16 protein-coding genes are annotated in these 22,365 nt (G+C 60.3%); 5 read left to right on the top strand and 11 right to left on the bottom strand.

The features are described from left to right. Positions 1 to 3: 3 nt before the first annotated feature. Positions 4 to 5,145 (bottom strand): dermonecrotic toxin domain-containing protein, encoded by a 5,142-nt coding sequence (locus CRN80_RS31300; RefSeq protein WP_169918599.1) that lies wholly within the window; start codon positions 5,143 to 5,145, stop codon positions 4 to 6. A gap of 171 nt (positions 5,146 to 5,316) precedes the next feature. On the opposite strand from CRN80_RS31300, the gene CRN80_RS24935 reads away from it, so the two are divergent. Continuing rightward, the gene (locus CRN80_RS24935; protein ID WP_032892080.1) at positions 5,317 to 6,354 is read left to right on the top strand and encodes an Ldh family oxidoreductase; all 1,038 of its coding nucleotides are present in this window, start codon (positions 5,317 to 5,319) and stop codon (positions 6,352 to 6,354) included. A gap of 32 nt (positions 6,355 to 6,386) precedes the next feature. Here CRN80_RS24935 and CRN80_RS24930 read toward each other — a convergent pair whose 3' ends face one another. Next, a complete protein-coding gene (locus CRN80_RS24930; RefSeq protein ID WP_019817806.1) occupies positions 6,387 to 6,707 on the bottom strand; it encodes a YqjD family protein in 321 nt (106 codons plus the stop codon). Positions 6,708 to 6,872: 165 nt separating this feature from the next. Here CRN80_RS24930 and CRN80_RS24925 point away from each other — a divergent pair, with 165 nt between their 5' ends. Beyond that, complete coding sequence (locus CRN80_RS24925; protein ID WP_032892079.1) at positions 6,873 to 7,127, top strand: hypothetical protein; 255 nt, start codon at positions 6,873 to 6,875, stop codon at positions 7,125 to 7,127. Here the strand turns inward: CRN80_RS24925 and CRN80_RS24920 are convergent. Continuing rightward, positions 7,099 to 8,019, bottom strand: a complete 921-nt coding sequence (locus tag CRN80_RS24920; protein WP_098951698.1) for a LysR family transcriptional regulator — start codon at positions 8,017 to 8,019, stop codon at positions 7,099 to 7,101. The two genes, CRN80_RS24925 and CRN80_RS24920, sit on opposite strands and share 29 nt — an antisense overlap. A gap of 91 nt (positions 8,020 to 8,110) precedes the next feature. On the opposite strand from CRN80_RS24920, the gene CRN80_RS24915 reads away from it, so the two are divergent. Further along, a complete protein-coding gene (locus tag CRN80_RS24915; protein WP_098951697.1) occupies positions 8,111 to 9,037 on the top strand; it encodes a carbon-nitrogen hydrolase family protein in 927 nt (308 codons plus the stop codon). A 420-nt stretch (positions 9,038 to 9,457) separates the two neighbouring features. On the opposite strand, the gene CRN80_RS24905 is transcribed toward CRN80_RS24915, so the two are convergent. The 3 genes from CRN80_RS24905 to CRN80_RS24895 all read right to left on the bottom strand — a co-directional run bounded on the left by CRN80_RS24905 (position 9,458) and on the right by CRN80_RS24895 (position 13,148). After that, positions 9,458 to 11,010, bottom strand: a protein-coding gene (locus tag CRN80_RS24905; protein WP_186350714.1) for an IS3 family transposase whose coding sequence is annotated in 2 segments (ribosomal slippage) — positions 9,458 to 10,548 and positions 10,548 to 11,010 — 1,554 coding nt in all. Because the reading frame shifts where the segments join, the coding sequence is not laid out codon by codon here. Positions 11,011 to 11,243: 233 nt separating this feature from the next. Next, positions 11,244 to 11,705 carry an LEA type 2 family protein gene (locus tag CRN80_RS24900; RefSeq protein WP_003190908.1) on the bottom strand — a complete coding sequence of 154 codons (462 nt, stop codon included), beginning with the start codon at positions 11,703 to 11,705 and terminating at the stop codon, positions 11,244 to 11,246. Positions 11,706 to 11,717: 12 nt separating this feature from the next. Beyond that, complete coding sequence (locus CRN80_RS24895; protein ID WP_003190912.1) at positions 11,718 to 13,148, bottom strand: nucleobase:cation symporter-2 family protein; 1,431 nt, start codon at positions 13,146 to 13,148, stop codon at positions 11,718 to 11,720. Between the two features lie 200 nt (positions 13,149 to 13,348). Here CRN80_RS24895 and CRN80_RS24890 point away from each other — a divergent pair, with 200 nt between their 5' ends. Beyond that, positions 13,349 to 15,007, top strand: coding sequence for a methyl-accepting chemotaxis protein (locus CRN80_RS24890; RefSeq protein ID WP_371861782.1), 1,659 nt, complete (start codon positions 13,349 to 13,351; stop codon positions 15,005 to 15,007). 562 nt (positions 15,008 to 15,569) lie between these two features. Here the strand turns inward: CRN80_RS24890 and CRN80_RS24885 are convergent. The 5 genes from CRN80_RS24885 to CRN80_RS24865 all read right to left on the bottom strand — a co-directional run bounded on the left by CRN80_RS24885 (position 15,570) and on the right by CRN80_RS24865 (position 20,768). After that, a complete protein-coding gene (locus tag CRN80_RS24885) occupies positions 15,570 to 16,547 on the bottom strand; it encodes an NAD(P)-dependent oxidoreductase (RefSeq protein WP_098951689.1) in 978 nt (325 codons plus the stop codon). Next, complete coding sequence (locus tag CRN80_RS24880; RefSeq protein ID WP_032892074.1) at positions 16,544 to 17,836, bottom strand: MFS transporter; 1,293 nt, start codon at positions 17,834 to 17,836, stop codon at positions 16,544 to 16,546. Before CRN80_RS24880 ends, CRN80_RS24885 begins: the two co-directional genes overlap by 4 nt. 45 nt (positions 17,837 to 17,881) lie before the next feature. Beyond that, positions 17,882 to 18,823 carry a sugar kinase gene (locus tag CRN80_RS24875; RefSeq protein ID WP_056784742.1) on the bottom strand — a complete coding sequence of 314 codons (942 nt, stop codon included), beginning with the start codon at positions 18,821 to 18,823 and terminating at the stop codon, positions 17,882 to 17,884. Then, complete coding sequence (locus CRN80_RS24870; protein WP_098951687.1) at positions 18,816 to 19,598, bottom strand: sugar phosphate isomerase/epimerase; 783 nt, start codon at positions 19,596 to 19,598, stop codon at positions 18,816 to 18,818. The genes CRN80_RS24875 and CRN80_RS24870 overlap by 8 nt, the downstream gene beginning before the upstream one ends. Before the next feature lie 123 nt (positions 19,599 to 19,721). Beyond that, complete coding sequence (locus CRN80_RS24865; RefSeq protein WP_098951686.1) at positions 19,722 to 20,768, bottom strand: LacI family DNA-binding transcriptional regulator; 1,047 nt, start codon at positions 20,766 to 20,768, stop codon at positions 19,722 to 19,724. Between the two features lie 246 nt (positions 20,769 to 21,014). Between CRN80_RS24865 and CRN80_RS24860 the strand changes: the two genes are divergently transcribed. Next, positions 21,015 to 22,298, top strand: a complete 1,284-nt coding sequence (locus CRN80_RS24860) for a hypothetical protein (RefSeq protein ID WP_098951684.1) — start codon at positions 21,015 to 21,017, stop codon at positions 22,296 to 22,298. The last annotated feature ends 67 nt before the right edge of the window (positions 22,299 to 22,365 follow it).

Raw genomic sequence — 22,365 nt, 5'->3', positions numbered from 1 at the left:
CGCTCAGGCTCCCGGCTCCAGGTAGCGCCCAAGGTGGGTGATCAGGTACGTCACTGAGTCTGCGTTGGCCAGGATGGTATCAATGCGTTTGTCAGGTACCGACATGAAGATGACTCTTGCGTCCTGCAAGGTCTTGGCGCCCGTCGCCTTGAAAATTTTCTTTTCAATTGCCGAGCCTGGCTGGAAATCCTCCCACAGCTCGGTGAGACTGTCTTGAGTCTTGAACAGCATGGTTGCAGGCGTCATCGTCGATAACGCCGTGCTGCGCAGATCTTCCAGGGTGGTTTTAAGCACTTCGGCGCCGGGCCTTTGGATATTGATCAAGTCCGGGAAGGGCCGCATGCTGTCCAGGTAGGCGATGTCTACGGTGTCCAGCTTCAAGTGCGTCAATTCGTGAATCAGCGTACTGGCCCTGGCGTGCGTCGATATGTTGAAGGCCACATTTTCCAGCAAGCGGTTCTGATAAACGTCCAGATTGGGGTCGAAGAAGCGGCTCAGCAGATACAGTTTTCGCTCTCTGTCGGCGGGAATCATGAACGCATAATCCGATGCAGGATCCTGTCGGCTGGTGCCCACCACAAAACGCATGGAATTTGGACCGGTCAAGCTGGGGTCGGTGAGCTCATTGATTATCTCGTCGATTATTTTGGTGACTTTCGAAACCTGGTCCGGAGTCAGGGTGACGACACCGAACATTTCTCCCAAAAAGCGCCCAACCCGGCTGTTCGGGTCGCGTTGTGTGGCGAATTGCGCGACGTTACGGCGGCAGTTCAGCGCGTAATAAGTCGCAAAGTTCAGCGCTTCGGTGATGGCTTGGGCTTTCCAGTAGGTCAACGCACCGATATCGCGGATGCCCACCGCTTCAATATTGATATCCCGTGCTTCGTTTCGCCATGTCTTGAGGTATGACTGAGCCCTGCCGAAGCGCGGCTCTTGGTCGCCCAGCTCCAGTACCCATATGCCCTGCGTATTACGACCGATGTACGGCCCAACCTGCTCATCGTTGGCGAGGCGCCAGCGTTGTGCGGCTTTCTTGACGCTATACACCTTGCCGGCCAGCGGCACGTAGTATTTCGAGGCTTTGCGGTCTTCATACACCTGGCTGAGCGTGCTTTTTTTCAGGTCTTGCAATGCCACATCCTGTGCCTCGAACGGCTGCAGCCGGGTGCGCGAAGGGCTGGTGATATGCCAAGTGTCGAGGGTGGTGGCGGCGGGCAGTGACGTGTCTGTCAGCTCGGCCAGCGAGCGCTCCTTTTCGGTGGGCGGTGCAAGGGCGGTGCCGTCCAGCGCACTGCGCAGGGCGGCCATCTGCGCCACGCCCCTGACGAAATCCTTGAGCGCAGCCGTCCACTGGTGCAACTGCAAGGCTTCGGCCGAGCGTTTGAACAAGGTGTAGCTGCGCCATACCACCAGCGGGTAGGCGAGTTTGCCCGCCATGAACTGTACCGCCGTGGGGATTTCCTTGCCGAACAAGCGGGTCGCATGGTCCCACAAGGTCTTGGCGCCTTCTTCGAATTGGCTGCCCAGCACCTTGAGCAACATCAATGTATTTTCACTGAACAGGTAATGCAGCACATTGCCCGCCACTGGCGATGCGGCCAGGCTGATATCGGAGGGGCGATGGCGACTGTCTTTGAGCAAGTGGCGGTAAGTGGCCTGGTGCGGATCTTCCAGGTGCATAAGCACCCAGTCCTGCAGTGCGCCCGGCCTTTGTATCTCATCGAGCAGGGCCGTTTCATCCGTATATTCCTTGAACACATGTTGTTCGCTGTACGGCGCGTAAAGCACCCATGGTCCATCGCCGGGGCTCTGCGGGCCGATCAGGTACACGCCCAGCACTTTGGCGGTACTGGCGCCTTCGGTGGCGATCAGTTCCAGCGGTCGAATCATCGCCGTGGCGCCACTGAGTGAGGCGCGGGCCACGGCGTCCGGCATATCGAAAATCTGTTGCACCAGGCTCAACGCCTGGGTGGAAAGGCGTTCCTGCAAGCTGTGTTCGTGGGCGCACTGCAACGCTTGCCAAGGCAATTGGCGGCAAAACAGGCGTCTGCGTTGGCGCGCATCGTCGGTTTTTGTTTCAAGCTGGCTTCGCACCCGTTGTTGATAAGCACTTTTGAGGTCCAGCTGTCGCACCATTTGTATCACCGCACTGGCGTCCAGGGCTTTTGGTATTGGCTTGGCGGTGCGTGAGCGCGGGCGGATGTGTTGCGCCGTCAAGTTTGGCCAGTGCCGCAAGGCAAAGTCGGTCAGGTTGTCGACATTCACATCGAGCACCGCATGGGTGGGGATCAGGATGTCATCGGGGTTGAGCCCCTTGCCGGGAAAGCGCGCCTCAAGCAGCGCCGTCAGCGTGGTTAAGGCATACGCGCGGATGGGTTGGATGTCATGCAGGTAGTCGTGTTCCTCGTCGGCGTTGTTGCAGTACTGCTCCAGAAGCTCGGCCTGGTGGATTTGCTCCTGAGGCGGCGCCATGCCGAGCCACACCGACAGTGCCTGCTGGTTGACCATGGCATCGGCCAGCGTGATCGCCCTGCCAAGGTTGGTGGGCGGCGGCTGTTCGATGACGGCGTCCAACCGGTCTTGCAAGGCGCGGGCCCCAAGGCCCATGGATAGCAAGTGATCAACGCCCGCCATGACCGCGTCGTTGTAGCTGTTTACTCGATCATTCAAAAGGTCCTGATCGATACGTTGCAGCGGCCCCTGGCGAAAGGCCTGATGGGGCTCGCGCAAGCAGAACGGCAGGTTCTCCAGCAGGCTCAAGCTGTTGAGCGGGTGCGCCAGGCGTTGGGTGATTTCATCGCGCAGGTCGCTGACGCAGGCAAAGACTTCGTAGCCCAGGCGCGGGGTCCAGAGCAGCGCCTGGCCCGAGCGCTGCGGGTCGAGACCGCCGCGCTCAGTGATGACAAAAATATTGGCCAGCGGTTGTGGCGTATCCACGGCGTTCAGGTCCAGCGTCAAGCCATAGGCATCCGGCAAAAAACCGTTAAGGCCATGGCGGGTCAAGCGCGACAGACTCTCGGGCTGAAGTAGCGTGTCGACAATGGCCTTGCTGGCGGGCGCCAGGGTTTTATCCAGCCACCTCAGCTCGGCTTCGCTGCGTAACCCCACCAGCATCGAGTGGGCGTGTTTGGCGAGAGTCTTGACGAGAAAATCATGGGGTTGCTGGCGTATGGCCTGCTTGGAGAACAGCAGCAGGACGCGCTCGATGATGGTGTTGAACGTTTTGAGCGTCATGCTCGACAACTGCATGAAGACATTGCCTTCGCCCTTGGTATAAAACTTCGTCCGGGATGAAAAGGGCACTGCGGGCGCCTCTTGGGCCAGGCGTTCAATGAAGTGTTCAAGCATGCTCAATGACTGCACTGGCGTGCGTTCCTCACGCTCCTGGGCACGGGTGGCGTAGGTGTTGATATACACCTCGCTGGCCTTGACGGCCTGTTGCTGCAGTTTCAGTTCGGCGTTGAGCGTATCAGCGATGGTGCTGCGTAACGTCGGATGGTTCGCGCGCTCCAGCGCCAGTGCGTGCTCAACCGTTTGCAGGCTCTGGAGCTGGAGCCGGGCACGCTCGGCCTTGACCGTCGAAGGGCGGCCATCGCCGCGGGTGACCGGGTGCAAGGTCCAGCGCCCGGCGGTCTCCAGCGTGGCCAGTTGACTGTCCAGCAGGGCACGCACATCCAGGGCGCTGTCGAGCAGGGCCGCCAGGTCCACTTGGCCATCGCAGCGTCGGTAGATTGCCAGGGCATGGTTAAGGTTGTCCGTTTGCTTGCGCACAATGTCTTGCACCAGGGTTACAAACACATTGCCGGGAATCGGCCTTGCCGCGATGGCGATCGGGTCCAGGCCGAGCAGCGTGTCGCGCTCATCCAGTGAGAGCGCGTTGAGCCATTCGTCCTCGTAACCTTGGGCCTTAAGCATGCTCAGCAACCGGTCTTTGAGGTCATCGAGGTTTTCCAGCACCTGTAACCCCCGCGATTGGGTGTAGAGGTAAGCGTGGCGCTCGGTGATCATCAAGGTGCTTGCAGGTTCAACGTAGTGTTGATGGGGCGCATAAAGGCGTACCTTTTCCACATTGAGGTCTTTGGCATGGGCACTGCGGGCACTTTGGTCGCTGAGGAACAGTGCCTGAAGTGCGTCACTTTCATCGGCGGTGATAATGTCGCTCTGGCGTTTGAGCAGCACATCGAGGCGAAACTTCTGCGCCATGACCTGGGCAAAAAAATCCACGCGGGAGGTGCCGCTGTCGATATCTTCATTCCAGTAGGTCTGCAGCAGGCTTTCCAACAGCTTCGAAAAAATGCTTGAACTCTGTTCGATCAAGGCTTCCCAGCGTTGGCGATCTTCTTCCCGTTCGGCGCTGGTCAGGTCAGTGGTGTCATATTTTGGGTTCGAGTATTCGCGGGTTTGCCCTTTGGGCCACCCATGGCGCACATAAAATTGCAGCAGCGCTTCGCTCAAGGTCAGTACATTGACCCAGCGTGGCGTTGCCTGCTCAGCCTCGCGGGTGAAGACATTGACCCGTGTGTCCCGTAGATCCAGGTGTTTGAACTGCTGGCGGCCCATGATGCTCAGCAGCGTATCGAGCATGTCCGGCAAGGTCGGGGTTTTTTGCAGGTGGCCGAGCATGGCTTTGACATTATCCAACTGGCAGGCCTGCAGCATGCGCCCTTGCTCTGGCATCACGTCACCTTCGATGATCTGAGTGGTCAGCACCATGGGCGTGTCAGCGCCAAGCGAGTTGCGTTGATCCGTCGACAGGTAGTTGAGCAAAGGGGCGCTCTGCAGTGGGTCTTCCAATTGCTCGGTCAATTCGCTCAGCAGTTCAGCATGGCTGTCATAGACCTGGATGCCGTTATCCGGGGTGTAGAGCAACGCCTTGGCGTCGTCGGGTGTCGGGCTGATCGCGAACGCGCCGGCAAGGGGGATGGGGGGCTTACTGGAAATATTGATCAGCACCTTTTCAACGCGCATGGGGTGATCATGCCGGCGTGTGTCCTGCCGAGATTCGTCGGTGGCCAGGTAGAGGTTGTACAGCCATTCACGGTCTTTGGCGGTGAGCCCCAGCGTGCGTTCACGGGCGGTGGGCGAGGCTTTGCCTTGGGGTTTGAGAAACTCGGGGAAAAAATACGGGGGCGTTAAACGGATCACAGCCTGTCTCCGGCGTGCCAGGAAAAGCACAGGGTAGGCAAGCGCCCGTGACGCAAGGCGGTAAATAATCAGCGTTGCGCACGTTGACAGCGCAGAGCGTGCGTGGTGTTTAATCGAGGGTCTGGATGTTCCATTCGTTGCCCCTTCCAATCATAAAAAACGGAGCTTCAAATGTCTGCGCAGTCCCCGACAGTTGCCCCCGCTTGCGCCTCGATCGGCTTCGCCGAACTGGTGGAGTTGCTTCAACAGGTCTTCGTCAGGCACGGCACGTCGCCGCAGGTTGCTGCGATTCTTGCGCACAACTGCGCCAGCGCCGAGCGTGACGGTGCCCATAGCCACGGTATTTTTCGCATCCCCGGTTACCTGTCGACGCTGGCCAGTGGCTGGGTCAACGGTACCGCCGTCCCCAGTGTGACCGATGTGGCCTCAGGCTGTGTGCGCGTCGACGCCGGCAACGGTTTTGCTCAACCGGCCCTGGCGGCGGCGCGCCCGCTGCTGGTGGAGAAGGCACGCAGCGCCGGCATCGCGTTGCTAGCCATCCATAACTCCCATCACTTTGCGGCCCTGTGGCCGGACGTCGAGCCGTTTGCCGAGGAGGGGCTGGTGGCACTCAGTGTGGTCAACAGCATGACCTGTGTGGTGCCCCACGGCGCCGATCGCCCATTGTTCGGCACCAACCCCATCGCGTTTGCGGCGCCACGGGCCGACGGCGCGCCGATTGTGTTCGACCTGGCCACCAGCGCCATCGCCCATGGTGACGTGCAGATCGCCGCACGCAAAGGCGAGCGTCTGCCGGCAGGCATGGGCGTCGATAGCCTGGGGCAGCCGACCCAGGACCCTAAAGCTATTCTGGAAGGCGGCGCACTGTTGCCGTTTGGCGGGCACAAGGGCTCGGCACTGTCGATGATGGTGGAGTTGCTGGCGGCCGCGCTGACGGGCGGCAACTTCTCGTTCGAATTCGATTGGACGGACCACCCTGGCGCGCGCACGCCTTGGACGGGCCAATTGTTGATCGTGATTGACCCCAGTAAAACCGCAGGGCAAAGCTTCGCCCAGCGCAGCCAGGAACTGGTGCGGCAGATGCATGCGGCGGGGCTGCGGCGCTTGCCGGGGGATCGGCGCCATCGTACGCGGGCGAAGTCGCAGGAAAGCGGAGTAGAGCTGGATGCGCAGGCGTTGCGCGAGTTGAGGGCGTTGGCGGCGGGGTGAAACAGGCTGCGCGGGTGCGCAGCCTGGATGCATCAGTTACGGCGACCCAGCAACAGGCCGACCACCAGGCCAAAGCCTGCGGAAATGGCCACGGTCTGCCATGGGTGCCCACCGATATAGGTTTCGGTGGCATCCACGACCGGCTTGCTGCGTTCGCGCACGTTGGACACCGATTCCAGGGCTTGCTTGAGTTTGATGGCGACCTGCTCGCGCAGGGTTTCACCTTCCTCGCCCACCAGGGATGCGCTGCTTTTGAGCAGTTTGTCCGATTCTTCGATCAACGCGCTCAGTTCGCTGAACGCTTGGTCCTTGATTTGATCTTCGACAGCTTGGGCGGCGGTTTTGCGGGCCATTGAGTGACTCCTTGCAGGTGGATGTGGCAGTGAACAATGGAGTATCGGGGGGTGGCAAAAGTTGCAGTTTTTTTTCCCCATGCGCTCATCCGAGGCAAAATCCGGATCGGGAACGTTGGGCCTACAGTGTAAGATGTCACCTATTTGTGCAGCAGGTAATTCAACATGAGCTTCAATCTCGCCAACAAGACCCTCGCCGAACGCGCCGAGCTGGAAGATGAAAAGTCGCGCCTCTACGACCTGTGGCAAACCAACCTGGGCAAGGCCAAGGGCGAAGCCGCACGCTTGTTCGGTGAGCGCGCCAAGCGCAAGGGCAAATGGGCCGAATGGGTGCGCTCCGAACTCGACGGCATGTCGCCGCCGGAGTTTTCCAACATGGTGCGCAGTGAAGTCAACAAGCTGATGGCGGCGGCGAAGTAAAGCACGCCACAATCGCTTCGCGCACCTTGAGCAACAGCGGGTCCAACTGAGCCTGGGTACGCCAGCCCAACTCCACCGGGTAATGCGGTAGTGCCAGCGGGCAGGGCAGCACGCGCAGGCCGGTCATTTGCGCAATGGCGTGGGCCGCATGCCCGGGAATGGTTGCCACTGCGGTGCTGCCTTTGAGCAGATACGGCAGCGCGGCAAAGTGGCTGGTGGACGCGCACACGTGGCGGCGCAGCCCGTGCGCCGCCAAGCCTTCATCGGTAATGCCGATAAACCCGCCTGACGACACCAGTACATGCTCGCGTGTGACAAACCCCTGCAGGTCGATGGCCTCCTGGCCCGGCGCCAGGCTATGGGGGTCTACCAGGCAACGGTAGTCACCTTCCCCCAGCACCTGTCGGCTCAACCTGCGCTCGGTAAAACCGCCGGCGGTAATAGCCAGGTCCAGCGTGCGGTCGAGCAGGGCGGCGGCGACGATCTGGCTGTAGGTCTGGCGAAAGATCACCCGTAGCTTGGGCAGGCGCAGTGCGATGGCCTCCATCAGGCTTCGGCCATAGGCAATCTCGAAGTCATCTGACAGCCCCAGCACCACCGAGCGCCCCTCGTAGTGCAGGTTTTGCGGGCTGATCATCGCCAGGCTCTGGCGGCAGCGATCCAATGCCTCACTGATCACCGGTTTCAGCTGGTTGGCCCGCAACGTCGGCGCCAGGCCGCGGCCGGTGCGCACGAACAGAGGGTCGCCATACAGCTCACGCAAACGCCGCAAGCCCGCGCTGATCGCCGACTGCGTCACGCCCAGGCGCAGCGCCGCACGGCTGGCACTGGATTCGTCGTGCAGGGCTTCGAAGGTTTTGAGCAGGTTCAGGTCAACCTGGGCGATATTCATCTGGCTCATATCATTTAGCACTGAGGTGGGCTTTATTCATGATCGAGTCTGGCCGGAGAATGGGCAACCCTTATCTATCGGAGTGAGCCTGATGCCTGTATCGACTGTCGCAGCCCTGCAAATCGGCGCCTTGCCTGGCGGCAAGGCTGACACCCTGGCGCAGATCCTGGCCTATGAGGAGCCAATCCAGCGCAGTGGCGCGCACTTGGTGGTCATGCCCGAGGCGTTGCTGGGTGGCTATCCGAAGGGCGAAAGCTTTGGCACCCAATTGGGTTACCGCCTGCCTGAGGGCCGGGAAGCCTTTGCGCGGTATTTTGCCAATGCCATCGACGTGCCGGGGCCGGAGACCGAGGCGCTGGCCGGGTTGTCGGCGCGTACCGGTGCCAGCCTGGTGCTGGGCGTGATCGAACGCAGTGGCAGCACGCTGTATTGCACTGTGTTGTATTTCGAACCGTCGGGCGGCCTGGTGGCCAAGCACCGCAAACTGATGCCGACCGGCACCGAGCGGCTGATCTGGGGCAAGGGCGACGGCTCCACACTGCCGGTGATTGACACTGCGGTGGGGCGTATCGGCGGCGCGGTGTGCTGGGAAAACATGATGCCGTTGCTGCGCACCGCGATGTACGCCAAGGGCGTTCAGGTGTGGTGTGCGCCCACCGTGGACGAGCGCGAGATGTGGCAGGTGAGCATGCGCCATATTGCCCATGAAGGGCGTTGCTTTGTGGTCAGCGCTTGCCAGGTGCAGGCATCGCCTGAAGCCTTGGGTGTGGAGGTTGCCAATTGGCCGGCGGACCGTCCGTTGATTGCCGGTGGCAGCGTGATTGTAGGGCCCATGGGCGATATTTTGGCGGGGCCGTTGGTGGGCGAGGCGGGGTTGTTGACGGCGCAGATCAATACCGATGATCTGGTGCGGGCACGGTACGACTATGACGTAGTGGGGCATTATGCCCGGCCGGATATTTTTGAATTGGTGGTGGACGAGCGCGCCAAGCCAGGCGTTCGCTATATCACTGAGTGAACGCAATCAACCTGTGGCTTGCCAGGCGACGCCTATCTACCTGACACCCCACGATCCAACTGTGGGAGCTGGCTTGCCTGCGAAGACGGCCTCACAGTCGACACCGTAATACCGTGTACATATCCATTCCTGCGGTAACGGCCACCTAGGGTTCCGCTCTGACAGCGGCTCACTTTTGAAAAGAGCCCAAAAGTAAGCAAAAGGCTCTTGCCCCACCACTCGGCACCTCGCCTAGGCTCGGTGTGCCCGTAATCCGCCAGTGATTTGGGGGGCCGCCGCCACGCGCCATCCATGGCGCGGGGCGGCTAAACCGGCATCCCTGCCGGTTTACCCCCCAAATCCCTGTCGAATTCCGGCCAGCGTGGTTTGACGGGGCGCTTAACGGCGTTTTTCAAGGTAGTTGTCGCGTCCTCCGTCGCGCTACGCGATTTTTATTACCACGGTCAGCTCCCTTTCGGGGTTCAGATACACCGTCCCGATAGGGTTCCAGTTGCGTGTCTCTCCTGACCATCGTTCCGGTCTTTTCTCTCTGGCCTGCCGATATATCGCATCTCGACGAGCCAAGATTTCTCGGTCTTTTCCTTCATGACGTTGAGCCGGTGTTACGAAGCGGATCCGGCTATGACGGTGCACGGTGTTGTACCAGGTCATAAAATTCCTCACCCAGATACGCGCATCATCCAGGCTGGTAAACCCTGCCTGTGGCCACTGCGGGCAGTATTTCAGTGTCCTGAACAGTGATTCCGAGTACGGGTTGTCGTTGCTAACCCGTGGTCGACTGCGAGACGGCGTGATGCCCAGGTCATACATCTTGGTCAGTAACGTCACCGATTTCATTGGTGCACCATTGTCCGAGTGAAGCACCAGCGGCTGGCGCCAACACTTCTCCTGAGTCACGCTTCGTTGCAGCAACGCTGCCGCCTTTTCCCCGCTCTCGGCTTCATAAACTTCCCAGCCCACGGCTTTTCGGCTGTAGATGTCTTCGATCAGATAGAGATAGTAAAATTTCCCGCGAACCGGGGACGGCAGGTAGGTGATGTCCCATGACCACACCTGATTAGCTGAAGTCGCTGCGTAAGTGGTCGGTGCCTCATGGCGATGCGGTCGCTTGGCTCTGGATCGGTGATGCTGCTGACCTGCCGCATGCAGCACACGATAAAAAGTCGCCTCCGAGGCTACATATCTTCCTTCATCGGCCAATTGCGGCACGATCTGGCTTGGCGGGAGGTGCGCGTAAGCTTTGCTGTTGCACAGCGTCACGATGCCTTGTCGCTCAAGCTCACTGAGCGCGTTGTTCGGTATCGGCCTGAGCGTCGTCGTGCGTCCATCTGCCAAGAGTTCTTGCGGCAAGCTCCAGCGTTGCAGCGTCCTCAGTGAAATGCCTACCTCCTGACAAGCAGGCGCCCTGCGGGCGCCCGCCAGAATGGCTTCATTAAGCCAATCAACGAGTAAATACCGTTCTGGTAACAAGGTCAGGTGGCCTCGTCGTCGCTCCCCCAGTAGGCATTGAGCTTTTTTCGTAGTACCAGTAAGGCCGCTGTTTCAGCCAGGGCTGCATCTTTGCGGCGCAACTCACGTTCAAGTTCACGGATACGATTTTTATCATCCCGTGACTGTCCGGAGCTTGCAGTTTTCGCGGTTGACTGTTTCGTGCTGCCGGCGATAAAAGCGTTGCGCCAATCGGTTATTTGCTCGGGAAAAATACCTTTTCGTCGGCAGTACTCACCGATTTCCAGTTCCGATAGCGAACCTGTTTCTATGATGATCGCCAGCTTGGATTCGGCTGACCAATTTTCGGCCGGTTGCTTGGCATCGGACAATTGCGTTCCTCTGGCGGCAGCTTGTTTGCGCCAATAATGGAGAGACATATCGCTGCAACCTTCGCGCCGAGCGACCTCCGCCGCCGAGAGGCTCAGGGGCGGAAGCATCATTTTCAGCAGCGCAGCTTTACGTTCTTCTGAATAGAAAGGCATGACCATACTCTTGCCGCCCCCGGAATGCTTTTCAAAAAGCGGGGGACACGACAACTACCCTGACACCGGGGGTTAAGATCAAGATCAAAAGCAGATCAAGAGCGGCTCGCTTCGCATCGTGGTTAGCGTTGGCTGCTACAGGCTACAAAGTTGTGTAGATACCTATGGCCATCGCAGGCAAGCCAGCTCCCACATTTGATCTTGAGTGTTCGGGGGATTTGGTTTTCAGCCACTTACCAAGTGGCGGTGTTCGGCAAGTCCAGGGTGCCACGTTCTACAAAACGCATGGTGCCAAACAGGCCACCGGCCAGTTTGCCGCGCAACACGTAGGGCAGGTTGTTCAGGCTTTGGGTCTGGCTCAGGCCCAACGTCTGGCGCAACACCGAAAACGCTGAAACGCTGACTGGCACCATCAACACGGTCTCGGAGAAGCGGGGGATGCTGCCAGCCTGATCGCTGACGCCAGAAGCGAGTGGCCGGCCATTGACCTCCAGGTCCAGGGCCACGCCGTTGTAGTCGATTGCCGCTTCATTGGGGTTCTGTACCCGCAGCTTCACGGCAAAGCGTACTTCCAGGTCCTGGCTTTGCAACGGCTCGATGCCCACTACATTGATGTTCACCGGGTCGCGGTTGGGGAACAGTGCGCAGGCGCTCAAGGTCAGCAGCAACAGCGATAGAACCATGAGCTTGCGCATAGAGAAATGCTCCTACTTTGGGGTGACGTCCGGGTCTTGCATGACCTTGAGGGTAGAGGACTCCGGCTCGAATTCATCTTCTTCCAGCTCTATGAACTCTTCGGGCAGGAAAATGTTCAGCAAGATCGCACAGAATGCACCCACGGTGATCGGCGATTCGAAGATGTTGTGCAGTGCCTTGGGCAACTCGCGCAGCACTTCCGGCACGGCGGCGACGCCCAGGCCCATGCCTAGGGAAATCGCCACGATCAGCACATTGCGCCGATGCAGGCCCGCTTCGGCGAGGATCTTGATGCCGGCCACGGCCACGGTGCCGAACATGATCAGGGTTGCGCCGCCGAGGACCGGCTTGGGCATCAGTTGCAACACTGCGCCGATCATCGGGAACAGCCCCAGCAGCACCAGCAGGCCGGCAATGAAGTAGGCCACGTAGCGGCTGGCCACGCCGGTCAGTTGGATCACGCCGTTGTTCTGGGCGAATGTCACCATCGGCAGGCTGTTGAAGGTGGCAGCCATTGCGGAGTTGAGGCCGTCGGCCAGCAGGCCGGACTTGATACGCTTGATATACAGCGGGCCCTTGACCGGTTGCTGGGAAATCATCGAGTTGGCGGTCAGGTCACCGGCCGCTTCCAGGGGCGAAATCAGGAAGATTACCGCCACCGGGATAAACGCCACCCAGTCGAACGAGAAACCGTACTTGAACGGCACGGGCACGCTGATCAGCGGCACCTGGGGCAGGGCGGCCATGTCGACGCGGCCCAGCAGCCACGCTACCACGAAGCCCAGGGTCAGGCCGATCACGATCGAACCCAGGCGCAGGAACGGGTTGTTGAAGCGGTTGAGCACCACGATGGTCAGCAGCACCAAGGCAGCCAGGCCCATGTTGCCTGCGGCGCCCAGGTCGCTGGCGCCATAGCCGCCGGCCATGTCGGTGACCGCCACCTTGATCAGCGACAAGCCCATCAAGGTGATGATGGTGCCGGTGACCACCGGGGTGATCAGTTTGCGCAGCTTGCCGATGAACTGGCTGAGCACCACTTCGATAAACGCCGCGAAAAAGCAGATGCCAAAGATCGTCGAGAGGATCTCATCGGTGCCGCCGCCCCGGGCCTTGACCATGAACCCGGCGCTCAAAATCACGCTGATAAAGGAAAAGCTGGTGCCTTGCAGGCACAACAGCCCCGAGCCCACCGGCCCGAAGGTGCGCGCCTGCACAAAGGTGCCAAGCCCCGAGACAAACAGCGCCATGCTTACCAGGTACGGCACTTCGCTTTCCAGCCCCAGTACGCCGCCGACGATCAGGGTGGGCGTGATGATGCCGACAAAACTCGCCAACACATGCTGCAACGCGGCAAAAATCGCGGCGGTGAAGTGCGGGCGGTCTTCGAGGCCGTACATGAGGTCGGATTTATAGCGCGGGCGGGGGGCTTGAGCGTCAGACAAAATGATGGCTCGGGTCAGAAAATGGAGGCGCAGGATGCCAGAAAGTGCCAGGCGCCTGAAGTGTAAAAAAATATTTATAAAAACCCTGCGCTAAAGCCGTGGCCCAGCCGATATCAAGCATAGGCCCACACTACAACGACAACAGTGGTGACCAAGGTCTGGGCAGCGCGTTGACGCTGACGGATCGTTTCGCGGCAAGGATGCACGCAAACACTACTTCTGAGAGCAGCCCTATGTCCCTCCGTCACCTGAATATTGCCCCTCGCGCGTTTATCGGTTTTGCCTTCATTGCGGTGCTGGTGGTGCTGCTGGGCGTGTTTGCGGTCAACCGTATGACGCAAATGCGCCAAGCCTCCCAGGACATGAGCGCCAACCAACTGCCCAGCATGACTCACCTGGGCACCATCACCGAAAACGTGCTGCGCATGCGCATCCTGTCGTTTCGCGTGCTGGTCAACCGCGAGCCTGCCGCCTTGCAGGAAGCCGAGACGCGCATTGGCGTGCTGGCTGACAAGGTCAAGACCGCCCAGGCCGCCTACGCCACGCTGCCTGCGGGCCCGGAGGAGGCTGCGCTGTACAAGACCTTTGGCGTCACCCTGGACAACTACCTCAAAGCCCAGGCCGAGATGGTGGCATTGTCCAAACAAGGCAAGGTCGACGAGATGCGCGCACTGATCAACAGCCGCATCAAGGACGGCACCGACCAGATGGGCGAGCAATTGAACAAGCTGATCGCCATCAATGCGGCCGACGCCAAGCAAGCCGACGTAGATGCCGGGCAAAGCTACGAGGGCGCGATCACCGGTGTGGTAGCGGTCTCTGTAGTGGCGGCGTTGCTCACCGTGCTACTGGCCTGGTTGCTGACCCGCAGCATCGTGACCCCGCTGCGCAAGGCGGTGGAAGTGGCCGAAACCATTGCCGCCGGCAACCTCAGCAAAACCATCGAGGACGATGGCAAGGACGAACCGGCGCGGTTGCTCAGTGCGCTGTCGACCATGCAAGCCAGCCTGCGCCAGACCATCCAGCACATCGCCGGTTCGGCCACGCAGCTGGCTTCGGCGGCGGAAGAGTTGAGCGCGGTCACCGAAGAGGCCTCCCGTGGCCTGCAACAGCAGAACAATGAAATCGACCAGGCCGCCACGGCCGTCAATGAGATGACGGCGGCAGTGGAGGAGGTGGCGCGTAACGCGGTTTCCACCTCCGAGGCGTCCGGGCAGTCCAATCAGGCGGCGCGGGAAGGCCGTGATCGGGTGATGGAAACCGTCGGTGCGATCCAGACCATGACCCAGGACGTGCAGAACACCTCCGCGATGATCGAGGGCCTGGCCGCCCAGGGCCGGGATATCGGCAAGGTACTGGATGTGATCCGCGCGATTGCCGAGCAAACCAACCTGCTGGCGCTTAACGCAGCGATTGAAGCCGCCCGTGCCGGCGAGGCCGGACGTGGCTTTGCGGTGGTCGCCGATGAAGTGCGCGCCCTGGCCCATCGCACCGCACAGTCGACCCAGGAAATCGAGAAAATGGTCGCCGGCATCCAGAACGGCACCGGGGAGGCCGTGCAGTCCATGCAACAAAGCAACCAGCGCAGCCAGACCACCCTGGAAATGGCACGCGCAGCCGGCGCCTCACTGGAACAGATCACGGCATCCATCAGCCTGATCAACGAGCGCAACCTGGTGATTGCCAGCGCGTCGGAAGAACAGGCCCAGGTCTCCCGCGAGGTGGACCGCAACCTGGTCAATATCCGCGACCTCGCCACCCAGTCGGCCGCGGGTGCCAACCAGACCAGCGCAGCCAGCCATGAACTGTCGAGGCTGGCGGTGGACTTGAATGGAATGGTGGCCAGGTTCGTCGTCTAGAAGCTGCCACAAAAACCTGTGGGAGCTTTACAGCCAGCACATCATGGGTTGGCTTACCGTTATCGCAGCATAGGTATCTGTAGCGCTCAACGGTAACCACGATGCGAAGCGAGCCGCTCTTGATCTTGATCTGCTTTTGATCTTGATCTTAGGCGCCCCGTCAAACCACGCTGGCCGGAATTCGACAGGGATTTGGGGGGTAAACCGGCAGGGATGCCGGTTTAGCCGCCCCGCGCCATGGATGGCGCGTGGCGGCGGCCCCCCAAATCACTGGCGGATTACGGGCACACCGAGCCTAGGCGAGGTGCCGAGTGGTGGGGCAAGAGCCCTTTTGGTTACTTTTGGGGCTCTTTTCCAAAAGTGACCCGCCGTCAGGGCGGAACCCTAAGTGGCCGTTACCTAAATAACGGATATGTACCCGGTCTAACTGTGTTGACTGCCAGGCCGCCTTCGCGAGCAAGCCCGCTCCCACAGTTGGATTATGGGGTGTCAGGTAGAGAAGTGTCGGCTGGTAGGCCGTCATCGCAGGCAAGCCAGCTCCCACAGTTGCTCTTGTGTTGTATCAGTGCCTCCATGCCCCTGGATTCACCAGGTTTACCGGCTTTTCGCCAGCCAGTGCCGCCAGCAGATTATCCACCGCACACTTGGCCATCGCCTCCCGCGTCTCATGGGTGGCCGAGCCGATATGCGGCGTAGCTACCACATTATTCAACCGCAACAACGGCGACGCATGATCCAGCGGCTCTTTCTCAAACACATCCAACCCCGCCGCGCGGATAGTGCGTTGCTGCAACGCTTGCACCAGCGCCGCCTCATCCACCACCTTGCCTCGCGAGATATTGATAAAAATCGTCTCTGGCCCCATCAGCGCGAATTCCTCGGCGCCAATCAACTCCTCGGTTTCAGCGGTCAACGGCAATGTCAGGCAGACAAAATCCGCCTCTTTGAGCAAGTCCTGGAGGCTTCGATACTGCGCGCCAAAGCGCGCCTCCACCGCCGGCTTGGGCGAATGGCTGTGGTAGATCACCGGCATGCCGAAGCCAAAATGCCCACGCTGTGCCAGGGCTTCGCCGATGCGGCCCATGCCGATGATGCCCAGGGTCTTGCCATGGACATCGCTGCCAAAATGCGCCGGGCCGATGTTTTTGTTCCACTGGCCGGCACGCACCATGTCGGCCAGTTCCACCACGCGCCGCGCGGTGGCCAGGATCAGCGCAAAACCGGTGTCGGCGGTGGTCTCGGTAAGCACATCCGGAGTGTTGCTCAGCAGGATGCCGCGCTCGGTCAGGTAGTCGATATCGTAATTGTCGACGCCCACCGAAACGCTGGCCACCGCTTCCAACTGGGGCGCCAGGTCGAGTAGCCGTGCGTCCAGGCGCAGGCTTGCCCCCAGCAGGCCGTGGGCGGTAGGCAGGGCATCGCGCAGCTTGGCCAGGCCGGTTTCATCCAGTGCGTCGATCAGCGTGACCTCGACCTGCTCATGCAGACGAGCCATGAGCGGCGCGGAGAGTTTTTTGTACAACACGACAGACTTTTTCATGAGGTTTTTACCTTCAACTCCAGGGTTGGCGCCGGCACGCGGTCACTGGCGCCGGGCTTGAGGAAAATCGTCAGCACCACGGAAAGCATTAAGGCGCCGCTCATCAGCAGGTACGAAGCGCCGGGCGAGCCGGTGCTGCTGTTGAGGTAACCCACCAGGTACGAGCCACCGAACGAGCCCAGGGCGCCCATGCTGTTGATCAGCGCCATGGCGCCACCGGCGACGTTGGCCGGCAGGATTTCCGGAACGATGGCGAAAAACGGGCCGTAGGGTGCGTACATGCACGCCCCGGCGATCACCAGCAGGGTGTAGGACCACCAGAAGTGTTCGGCGCCCAATACGTAGGACGCGTAGAAGGCAATCGAGGCAATCAACAGCGGCGGCCAGACAAAACGCTTACGTTTTTGCAGCTTGTCCGAACCCCAGGACACCACGAGCATGCCGATCACCGCCGCCAGGTACGGCAGCGCCGAGAGCCAGCCGGCTTCGACCATGTCCATCTGCAAACCGGCCTTGAGGATCGACGGCAACCACAGCACGAAGCCGTACACGCCAATGCTCCAGCAAAAGAACTGCAGGGCGAGAATGATCACCTTGGGCGAACGGAACGCCTCGGCGTAGTTCTTCACGGCCTTGATTCCCACCTGCTCGGCGGCCAGGGCGGTTTCCAGGCTGTGCTTTTCGGCGTCGCTCAGCCACTTGGCATCCTTGGGACGCTCATCGGCCAGCTTCCACCAGATAAACGCCCACAACACTGCCGGCAGGCCCTCGATGATAAACATCCAGCGCCAGCTGAAATGCTGCACCAGGTAGCCCGACACCACCGACATCCACAGCATGGTCACCGGGTTGCCGAGGATCAGGAAGGTGTTGGCCCGCGAGCGTTCGGCACGGGTGAACCAGTGGCACAGGTACACCAGCATGGCCGGCATCACGGCGGCCTCGACTACCCCGAGCATGAAGCGGATGACGATCAGCATGTAGGCGTTGGACACCACGCCGGTCAGGGTCGCCAAGCCGCCCCACAGAATCAGGCTGACGAAGATCAGTTTCTTGACGCTGCGCTTTTGCGCGTAGATCGCCCCCGGCACCTGGAAGAAAAAGTAGCCAAGGAAAAACAGCGCGCCGAGCAGGGAAGACATGCCCGGCGTGATCATCAGGTCTTCGGCCATGCCGGACGCGGCGGCGAAGCCGTAGTTGGCGCGGTCCAGGTAGGCTAGGCTGTAGGTGATAAAAACGATAGGCATGATGTACCACCAGCGGCGGGTGGCGAGTTTCACGGTTTCCATGGGGTTGCTCCTGAGCTTGTTGTAGTTGTGGCAACAGGTAATGGGTCACGCAACGGATCGGGTGGGTAATTCAGCGCGGGTCGGCAAACCCTCCATATCGCCACGGCTCTGCACGGCGCGGCTGCCGATCCAGTTGCCGCGCTGCACGGCCTCGGGGAAGCTTGAGTTTTCCAGCAGGGCGCTGATCATGCCCACGGCAAAGCCATCGCCGGCACCGACCGTATCCACCACCTTGGCCACCGGTACGGCGGCGACAAAACCCTGGTCCATATGGGTGCGGTAATAGGCGCCCTCGGCGCCCAGCTTGATCGCCACGGCTTCGGCGCCCTGGTCGAGATAGAACGCGGCGATGTCTTCTGGATCGTCGAAACCGGTGAGCAGGCGGCCTTCGCCCAGGCCCGGCAACACCCAGTCGGCCAGAGCGGCCAGGGCATTGATTTCGCGGATCATCTGCGCCTGGCTGGCCCACAGGGACGGGCGCAGGTTCGGGTCGAACGACACGCTGCGCCCGGCCTTGCGCATTTGCGTCATCAGCTCGAACGACAGTGCGCGGGTGGCGTCGGATAACGCTGGCGGAATGCCGGTGGCATGCAAATGGCGAGCTTGCAACAGCGCCGGGTGGATGGCATCGATGCACAAGTGGCTGGCCGCCGAGCCTTTGCGAAAGTACTCCACTTGAGGGTCTGCGCCGGCCTCTTCACGGGACTTGAGTTGAAAGCCGGTAGGGTGCAGCGGGTCGACGGCCACATGGCGGCAGTCGAGTCCTTCTTTAGTCAGGGTATCGACCACAAAACGCCCCAGGGAGTCGTTACCCACGCGGCTCAGCCAGGCCACGTTGAACCCCAGGCGCGACAGGCCGATGGCGACGTTGCTGTCGGCGCCGGCAATACGTTTGTGAAACTGCCCGACCTGGGCCAGGTCGCCGGTCTGTTCGGCGACAAACATCGCCATGGTTTCGCCAAACGAGAGGATATCGATCTCAGACATGGGCGTTCTCCACATGGGGTTGGCCAAGGCGGGCGAGGGCTGTGACCTGTTGCGCGGTGACTTCGATCAGGTCATCGCCCTGCAACGGAAATTCCACCGCCCGGGTAATACCTTGAGTCATGTGTTTAAGCAGTTGTTCCCACAGATGCAGGTCTGTGGCGCCCGGCGGCAAGGCCACCAGCTTGCCGTCGGCGCGACGGGCCACGGCCTTGCAGTGCAGGTAATCCACATGCCGGCCCAGCAACCGCGCAGCGGTGAGCGCGGATTGGTCTTGCCACTGCCAGTTGCCGATGTCGAAGGTCATTTTCACCGGCAGGCCCAGGCGTTCGACTTCGGTGAAAAACCGTTGCATCGGTTCAATGCGCCCGCCGTGCAGGGTCTGGTCGTTTTCCACCAGCAGCTTGACCGGGTGGCGGTTGAGCAAGGCGTGCAGGCTTTCCAGATCGTTGGTGTCGGTGAAGTAACCGAGGGACACCTTCAGCCAGCCCGAACCAAAGGCCTGGGCGCGGTCCAGGGTCGCGGCCAGGTCGGCATTGGGCTGGGCACGGCCGGCGACCCAGAGTTCCAAGGGCGAGGAAAAGACTGATTCCAGGCCTTGTTCTGCAGCGGCCAGGGCCAGCTCGGCCGGTTGCTCAGTGGTGAGCAGCTCTTCACGCCACTCAATGCGCTGGGCACCGGCGGCGCTCAGCAGCGCGACAAAACTCAATTGGCCCTGCTGGCGAACCAGGTCGGCGCCGTAGCTGGAAAGGCTGATGGAGACGGGGTATTTATGCATTGTTGTTTACCTCTGAAACCGGTTTCATTTTTTTCTGAAAAAAAACGCACAACCCTTGTAGAAGCGAGCTTGCTCGCGAAAAACTCGAGGGCGCCGCGCTCAACCTGATGCTGCGCGTTATTGTTAACGACTTTCGCGAGCAAGCTCGCTCCTACAAAGGGACAGAGCGGTCGAACCGCGGATAATCAACTCGGGTAAAAAATCCAGGGTGCGGGTGGGGGCGGTATCGCCGCGCAGGCGCTTGAGCAAGCAGTCGAAGGCGCTGGCGCCAATCGCTTGCGTCGGTTGGGCGAGGGCGGTGATGCCGCTACCTACCAGCGGGTACCAGTCCAGGTCATCCAGGGCGATCAAGCCCACGTCTGCGAACAGGTCGCAGCCCAGCGCCTTGAGCGCACGGGTGCAGGCCAGCGCCGCCACGCCATTGGCGCAAAACAGTGCCTTGGGGCCGGGTTTGGCGAGAAAGGCTTGCAGACGGTTTTCCAGTTCGCCATCCAGTTCAACCACGGCACCTGTCAACGCCGGGCGCTGGGCAATCTCGATGTTGAAACTCGCCAGGCGTTCCAAGCGTGAACTGGTGCCGTCGGTGGTCTCGCTCACAAGCAGCACCTCGCGGTAACCCTGCTTCTCCAGATGGTCCATCGCCATACGCACTGCCGCCGGGTTATCCAGGCCCACCAGGTCGCTGTGCAAGGGCTCGACCTTGCGGTCCACCAGCACCAGGGGCATTTCCCGTTGCAGTTCCAGCAGTTGGTCGAGGTGATGGCCCAGGGTGTTCACAATCAAGCCTTCGATGTTGTACGAGCGCAGCGCTGCCAGGTGTTGGCGCTCCTGCTCGTAATCGCGGTCGGTGTTGCACACCACCAGGCTGTAGCCGTGCTGGCGACACGCGGTTTCGACGCCGTGCATCACCGCAATGGAGTAGGGGTTGCGGATATCCGCCACCAGCATGCCGATCAGGCGCGTACGCCCACGCTTGAGGCCACGGGCCATCTGGTTGGGGCGATAACCGAGTTCGGCGATGGCCTGTTCGATGCGCAGGGCAATGGCATCGGAGAGCAGGGCGCGGTCATCGCCGATAAAGCGCGACACGCTGGCCTTGGACACACCGGCGCGTTCGGCGACATCGAGCATTGTCACGCGGCTGCGCTGGGCGGCGGAGAATGAAGTCACGGTGGAGCCTTTTTTATTGGAATTCGGATTGCACTGAAACCGGTTTCAGAAGACACCAGCCATTGCTTGCAGTCAAGAGGAAATTCGCAGGATGACACCCTGTTCAGGTAGATGAGTCCGACGGGCGGCAATTGCACCTGTTAGTTCTGACAGTATCCGGGCGGGCGTTTCGGGTGTTCAATCGGCTTCAAGTTAACGGCATTACCGCATTAAGCATGTTGGATGTTGGGCCAAAAGGAGGGCGGCATGAGCAAGTCAAAACCGATAAAGTCAAAGCCCAAAAAATCACAGGCGGGTAAAGTTGTTGCTGGGGCTGAGGCCGTCCTGGATTTTGATGGCCCCCGGGTGGTTCGCGCGCTGTCCGATGGATTAGTGCCTGCGCAGTACTATTTCAACAATCTGGAGTGCGAAATCGTTACTCCATGGACCTTTCTGCCCGGACCTGGCGAGACTCATTACGCCGTACCCGTATGGCATGACCAAAGCGCCGCACCCATCGACGTGCTACCGGCCTTGCGACTGGATGGCCCACTCACCCCTGGGGACTTTCCTTATCCATTTGAAATTCGCCAGGACCTCCTGCTGAACAGTGCGATTGTCTATCTCTCTTTTCGAGTCCATCTCGACTCGCCAACCTCACCAAATTTCGATACTTCTTTGCCCACCCTGCTCAGAATAGACCGCGATGCGCCTGGGGTGGGAGGGCCGCTGCTACCAGCCATTTTTCCGGTTGATCCGATCACTGACGTTTACTTGGGCATGACGCCACTGGTGCCCATGGAAGTTCCTGGGGGTTATCTGGGACGTGAGATTGGTGATGAAATACTGATGTATTTTTCGGATATGAACACGTTACCGACCGGTGCTCCCGCTGTGGTTTCCCCGCCGCTGATCAGTGCTACTGGGCAAATATTCGTAGATGTCCCCAATACGGTTTTCCAGAACTTTCCGGGTGCTGCTTTTATTTTTTGCTTCTACCGGCTGCGCGATCGCGCCGGTAATCTCAACCCAGAGTTTTCACCTGTAGCGCAGGCCGTGCTGCGAGTGGGGCTGCCCGCCCCGACTTATATGCGGCCGCGCTTTCCGCAGGCTGACTCCGAACCGATAGCGAACCCGAACAGATATATGACGTGCGCCTGCACACCCAAAATCTGGTTCGGCGTCGAAATTCGCATTGACCCGAATACAGGCCCGGGCACGGGTATCCAGCACGGGGACTTGGTCGTGATGCACTTTCAGGGATACGGGCAGGCCCCCGATGTGAATCCACTTCCTGACATCGTCGATACACAAAGTCATATTTGGAACGAGGTGGTAGACGCCTTGGGTTACTCCTTCTGGATTCTCGATGTAGAACGTTTGATCCGCCCGCTCAAGTTAAATGCGGGAGGGGAGGCGAATTACAAGGTGTACAGGGGGGGGGGATTGATTGGTCGGTCTGCCTCCCGGTTCGCACGGTTTGACCGCGTAGTGCCTTCGACGCCACCCGCTCGCTATTGCTGGATTCACGGCGATGCGCCTGAGCCCTGACCCGGGGCGCACACGTACCGCCTCCTGTGTGTTTAGCGCTATCGGGGCACCGAGGCGGATTTCATTG

The sequence above is a fragment of the Pseudomonas sp. FDAARGOS_380 genome (assembly GCF_002591235.1).
GTDB lineage: Bacteria > Pseudomonadota > Gammaproteobacteria > Pseudomonadales > Pseudomonadaceae > Aquipseudomonas > Aquipseudomonas salmasensis.
This window is presented reverse-complemented; position numbering and strand designations above follow the sequence as displayed.

What these genes read in the sequence shown, in the direction of transcription:
- CRN80_RS24885 (WP_098951689.1), bottom strand. Translation starts at nt 16,547, where the DNA reads ATGAAAAAGTCTGTCGTGTTGTACAAAAAACTCTCCGCGCCGCTCATG.
- CRN80_RS24930 (WP_019817806.1), bottom strand. Translation starts at nt 6,707, where the DNA reads ATGGCCCGCAAAACCGCCGCCCAAGCTGTCGAAGATCAAATCAAGGAC.
- CRN80_RS24890 (WP_371861782.1), top strand. Translation starts at nt 13,349, where the DNA reads ATGCACGCAAACACTACTTCTGAGAGCAGCCCTATGTCCCTCCGTCAC.
- CRN80_RS24860 (WP_098951684.1), top strand. Translation starts at nt 21,015, where the DNA reads ATGAGCAAGTCAAAACCGATAAAGTCAAAGCCCAAAAAATCACAGGCG.
- CRN80_RS24875 (WP_056784742.1), bottom strand. Translation starts at nt 18,823, where the DNA reads ATGTCTGAGATCGATATCCTCTCGTTTGGCGAAACCATGGCGATGTTT.
- CRN80_RS24925 (WP_032892079.1), top strand. Translation starts at nt 6,873, where the DNA reads ATGAGCTTCAATCTCGCCAACAAGACCCTCGCCGAACGCGCCGAGCTG.
- CRN80_RS24915 (WP_098951697.1), top strand. Translation starts at nt 8,111, where the DNA reads ATGCCTGTATCGACTGTCGCAGCCCTGCAAATCGGCGCCTTGCCTGGC.
- CRN80_RS24920 (WP_098951698.1), bottom strand. Translation starts at nt 8,019, where the DNA reads ATGAATATCGCCCAGGTTGACCTGAACCTGCTCAAAACCTTCGAAGCC.
- CRN80_RS24935 (WP_032892080.1), top strand. Translation starts at nt 5,317, where the DNA reads ATGTCTGCGCAGTCCCCGACAGTTGCCCCCGCTTGCGCCTCGATCGGC.
- CRN80_RS24900 (WP_003190908.1), bottom strand. Translation starts at nt 11,705, where the DNA reads ATGCGCAAGCTCATGGTTCTATCGCTGTTGCTGCTGACCTTGAGCGCC.
- CRN80_RS24880 (WP_032892074.1), bottom strand. Translation starts at nt 17,836, where the DNA reads ATGGAAACCGTGAAACTCGCCACCCGCCGCTGGTGGTACATCATGCCT.
- CRN80_RS24870 (WP_098951687.1), bottom strand. Translation starts at nt 19,598, where the DNA reads ATGCATAAATACCCCGTCTCCATCAGCCTTTCCAGCTACGGCGCCGAC.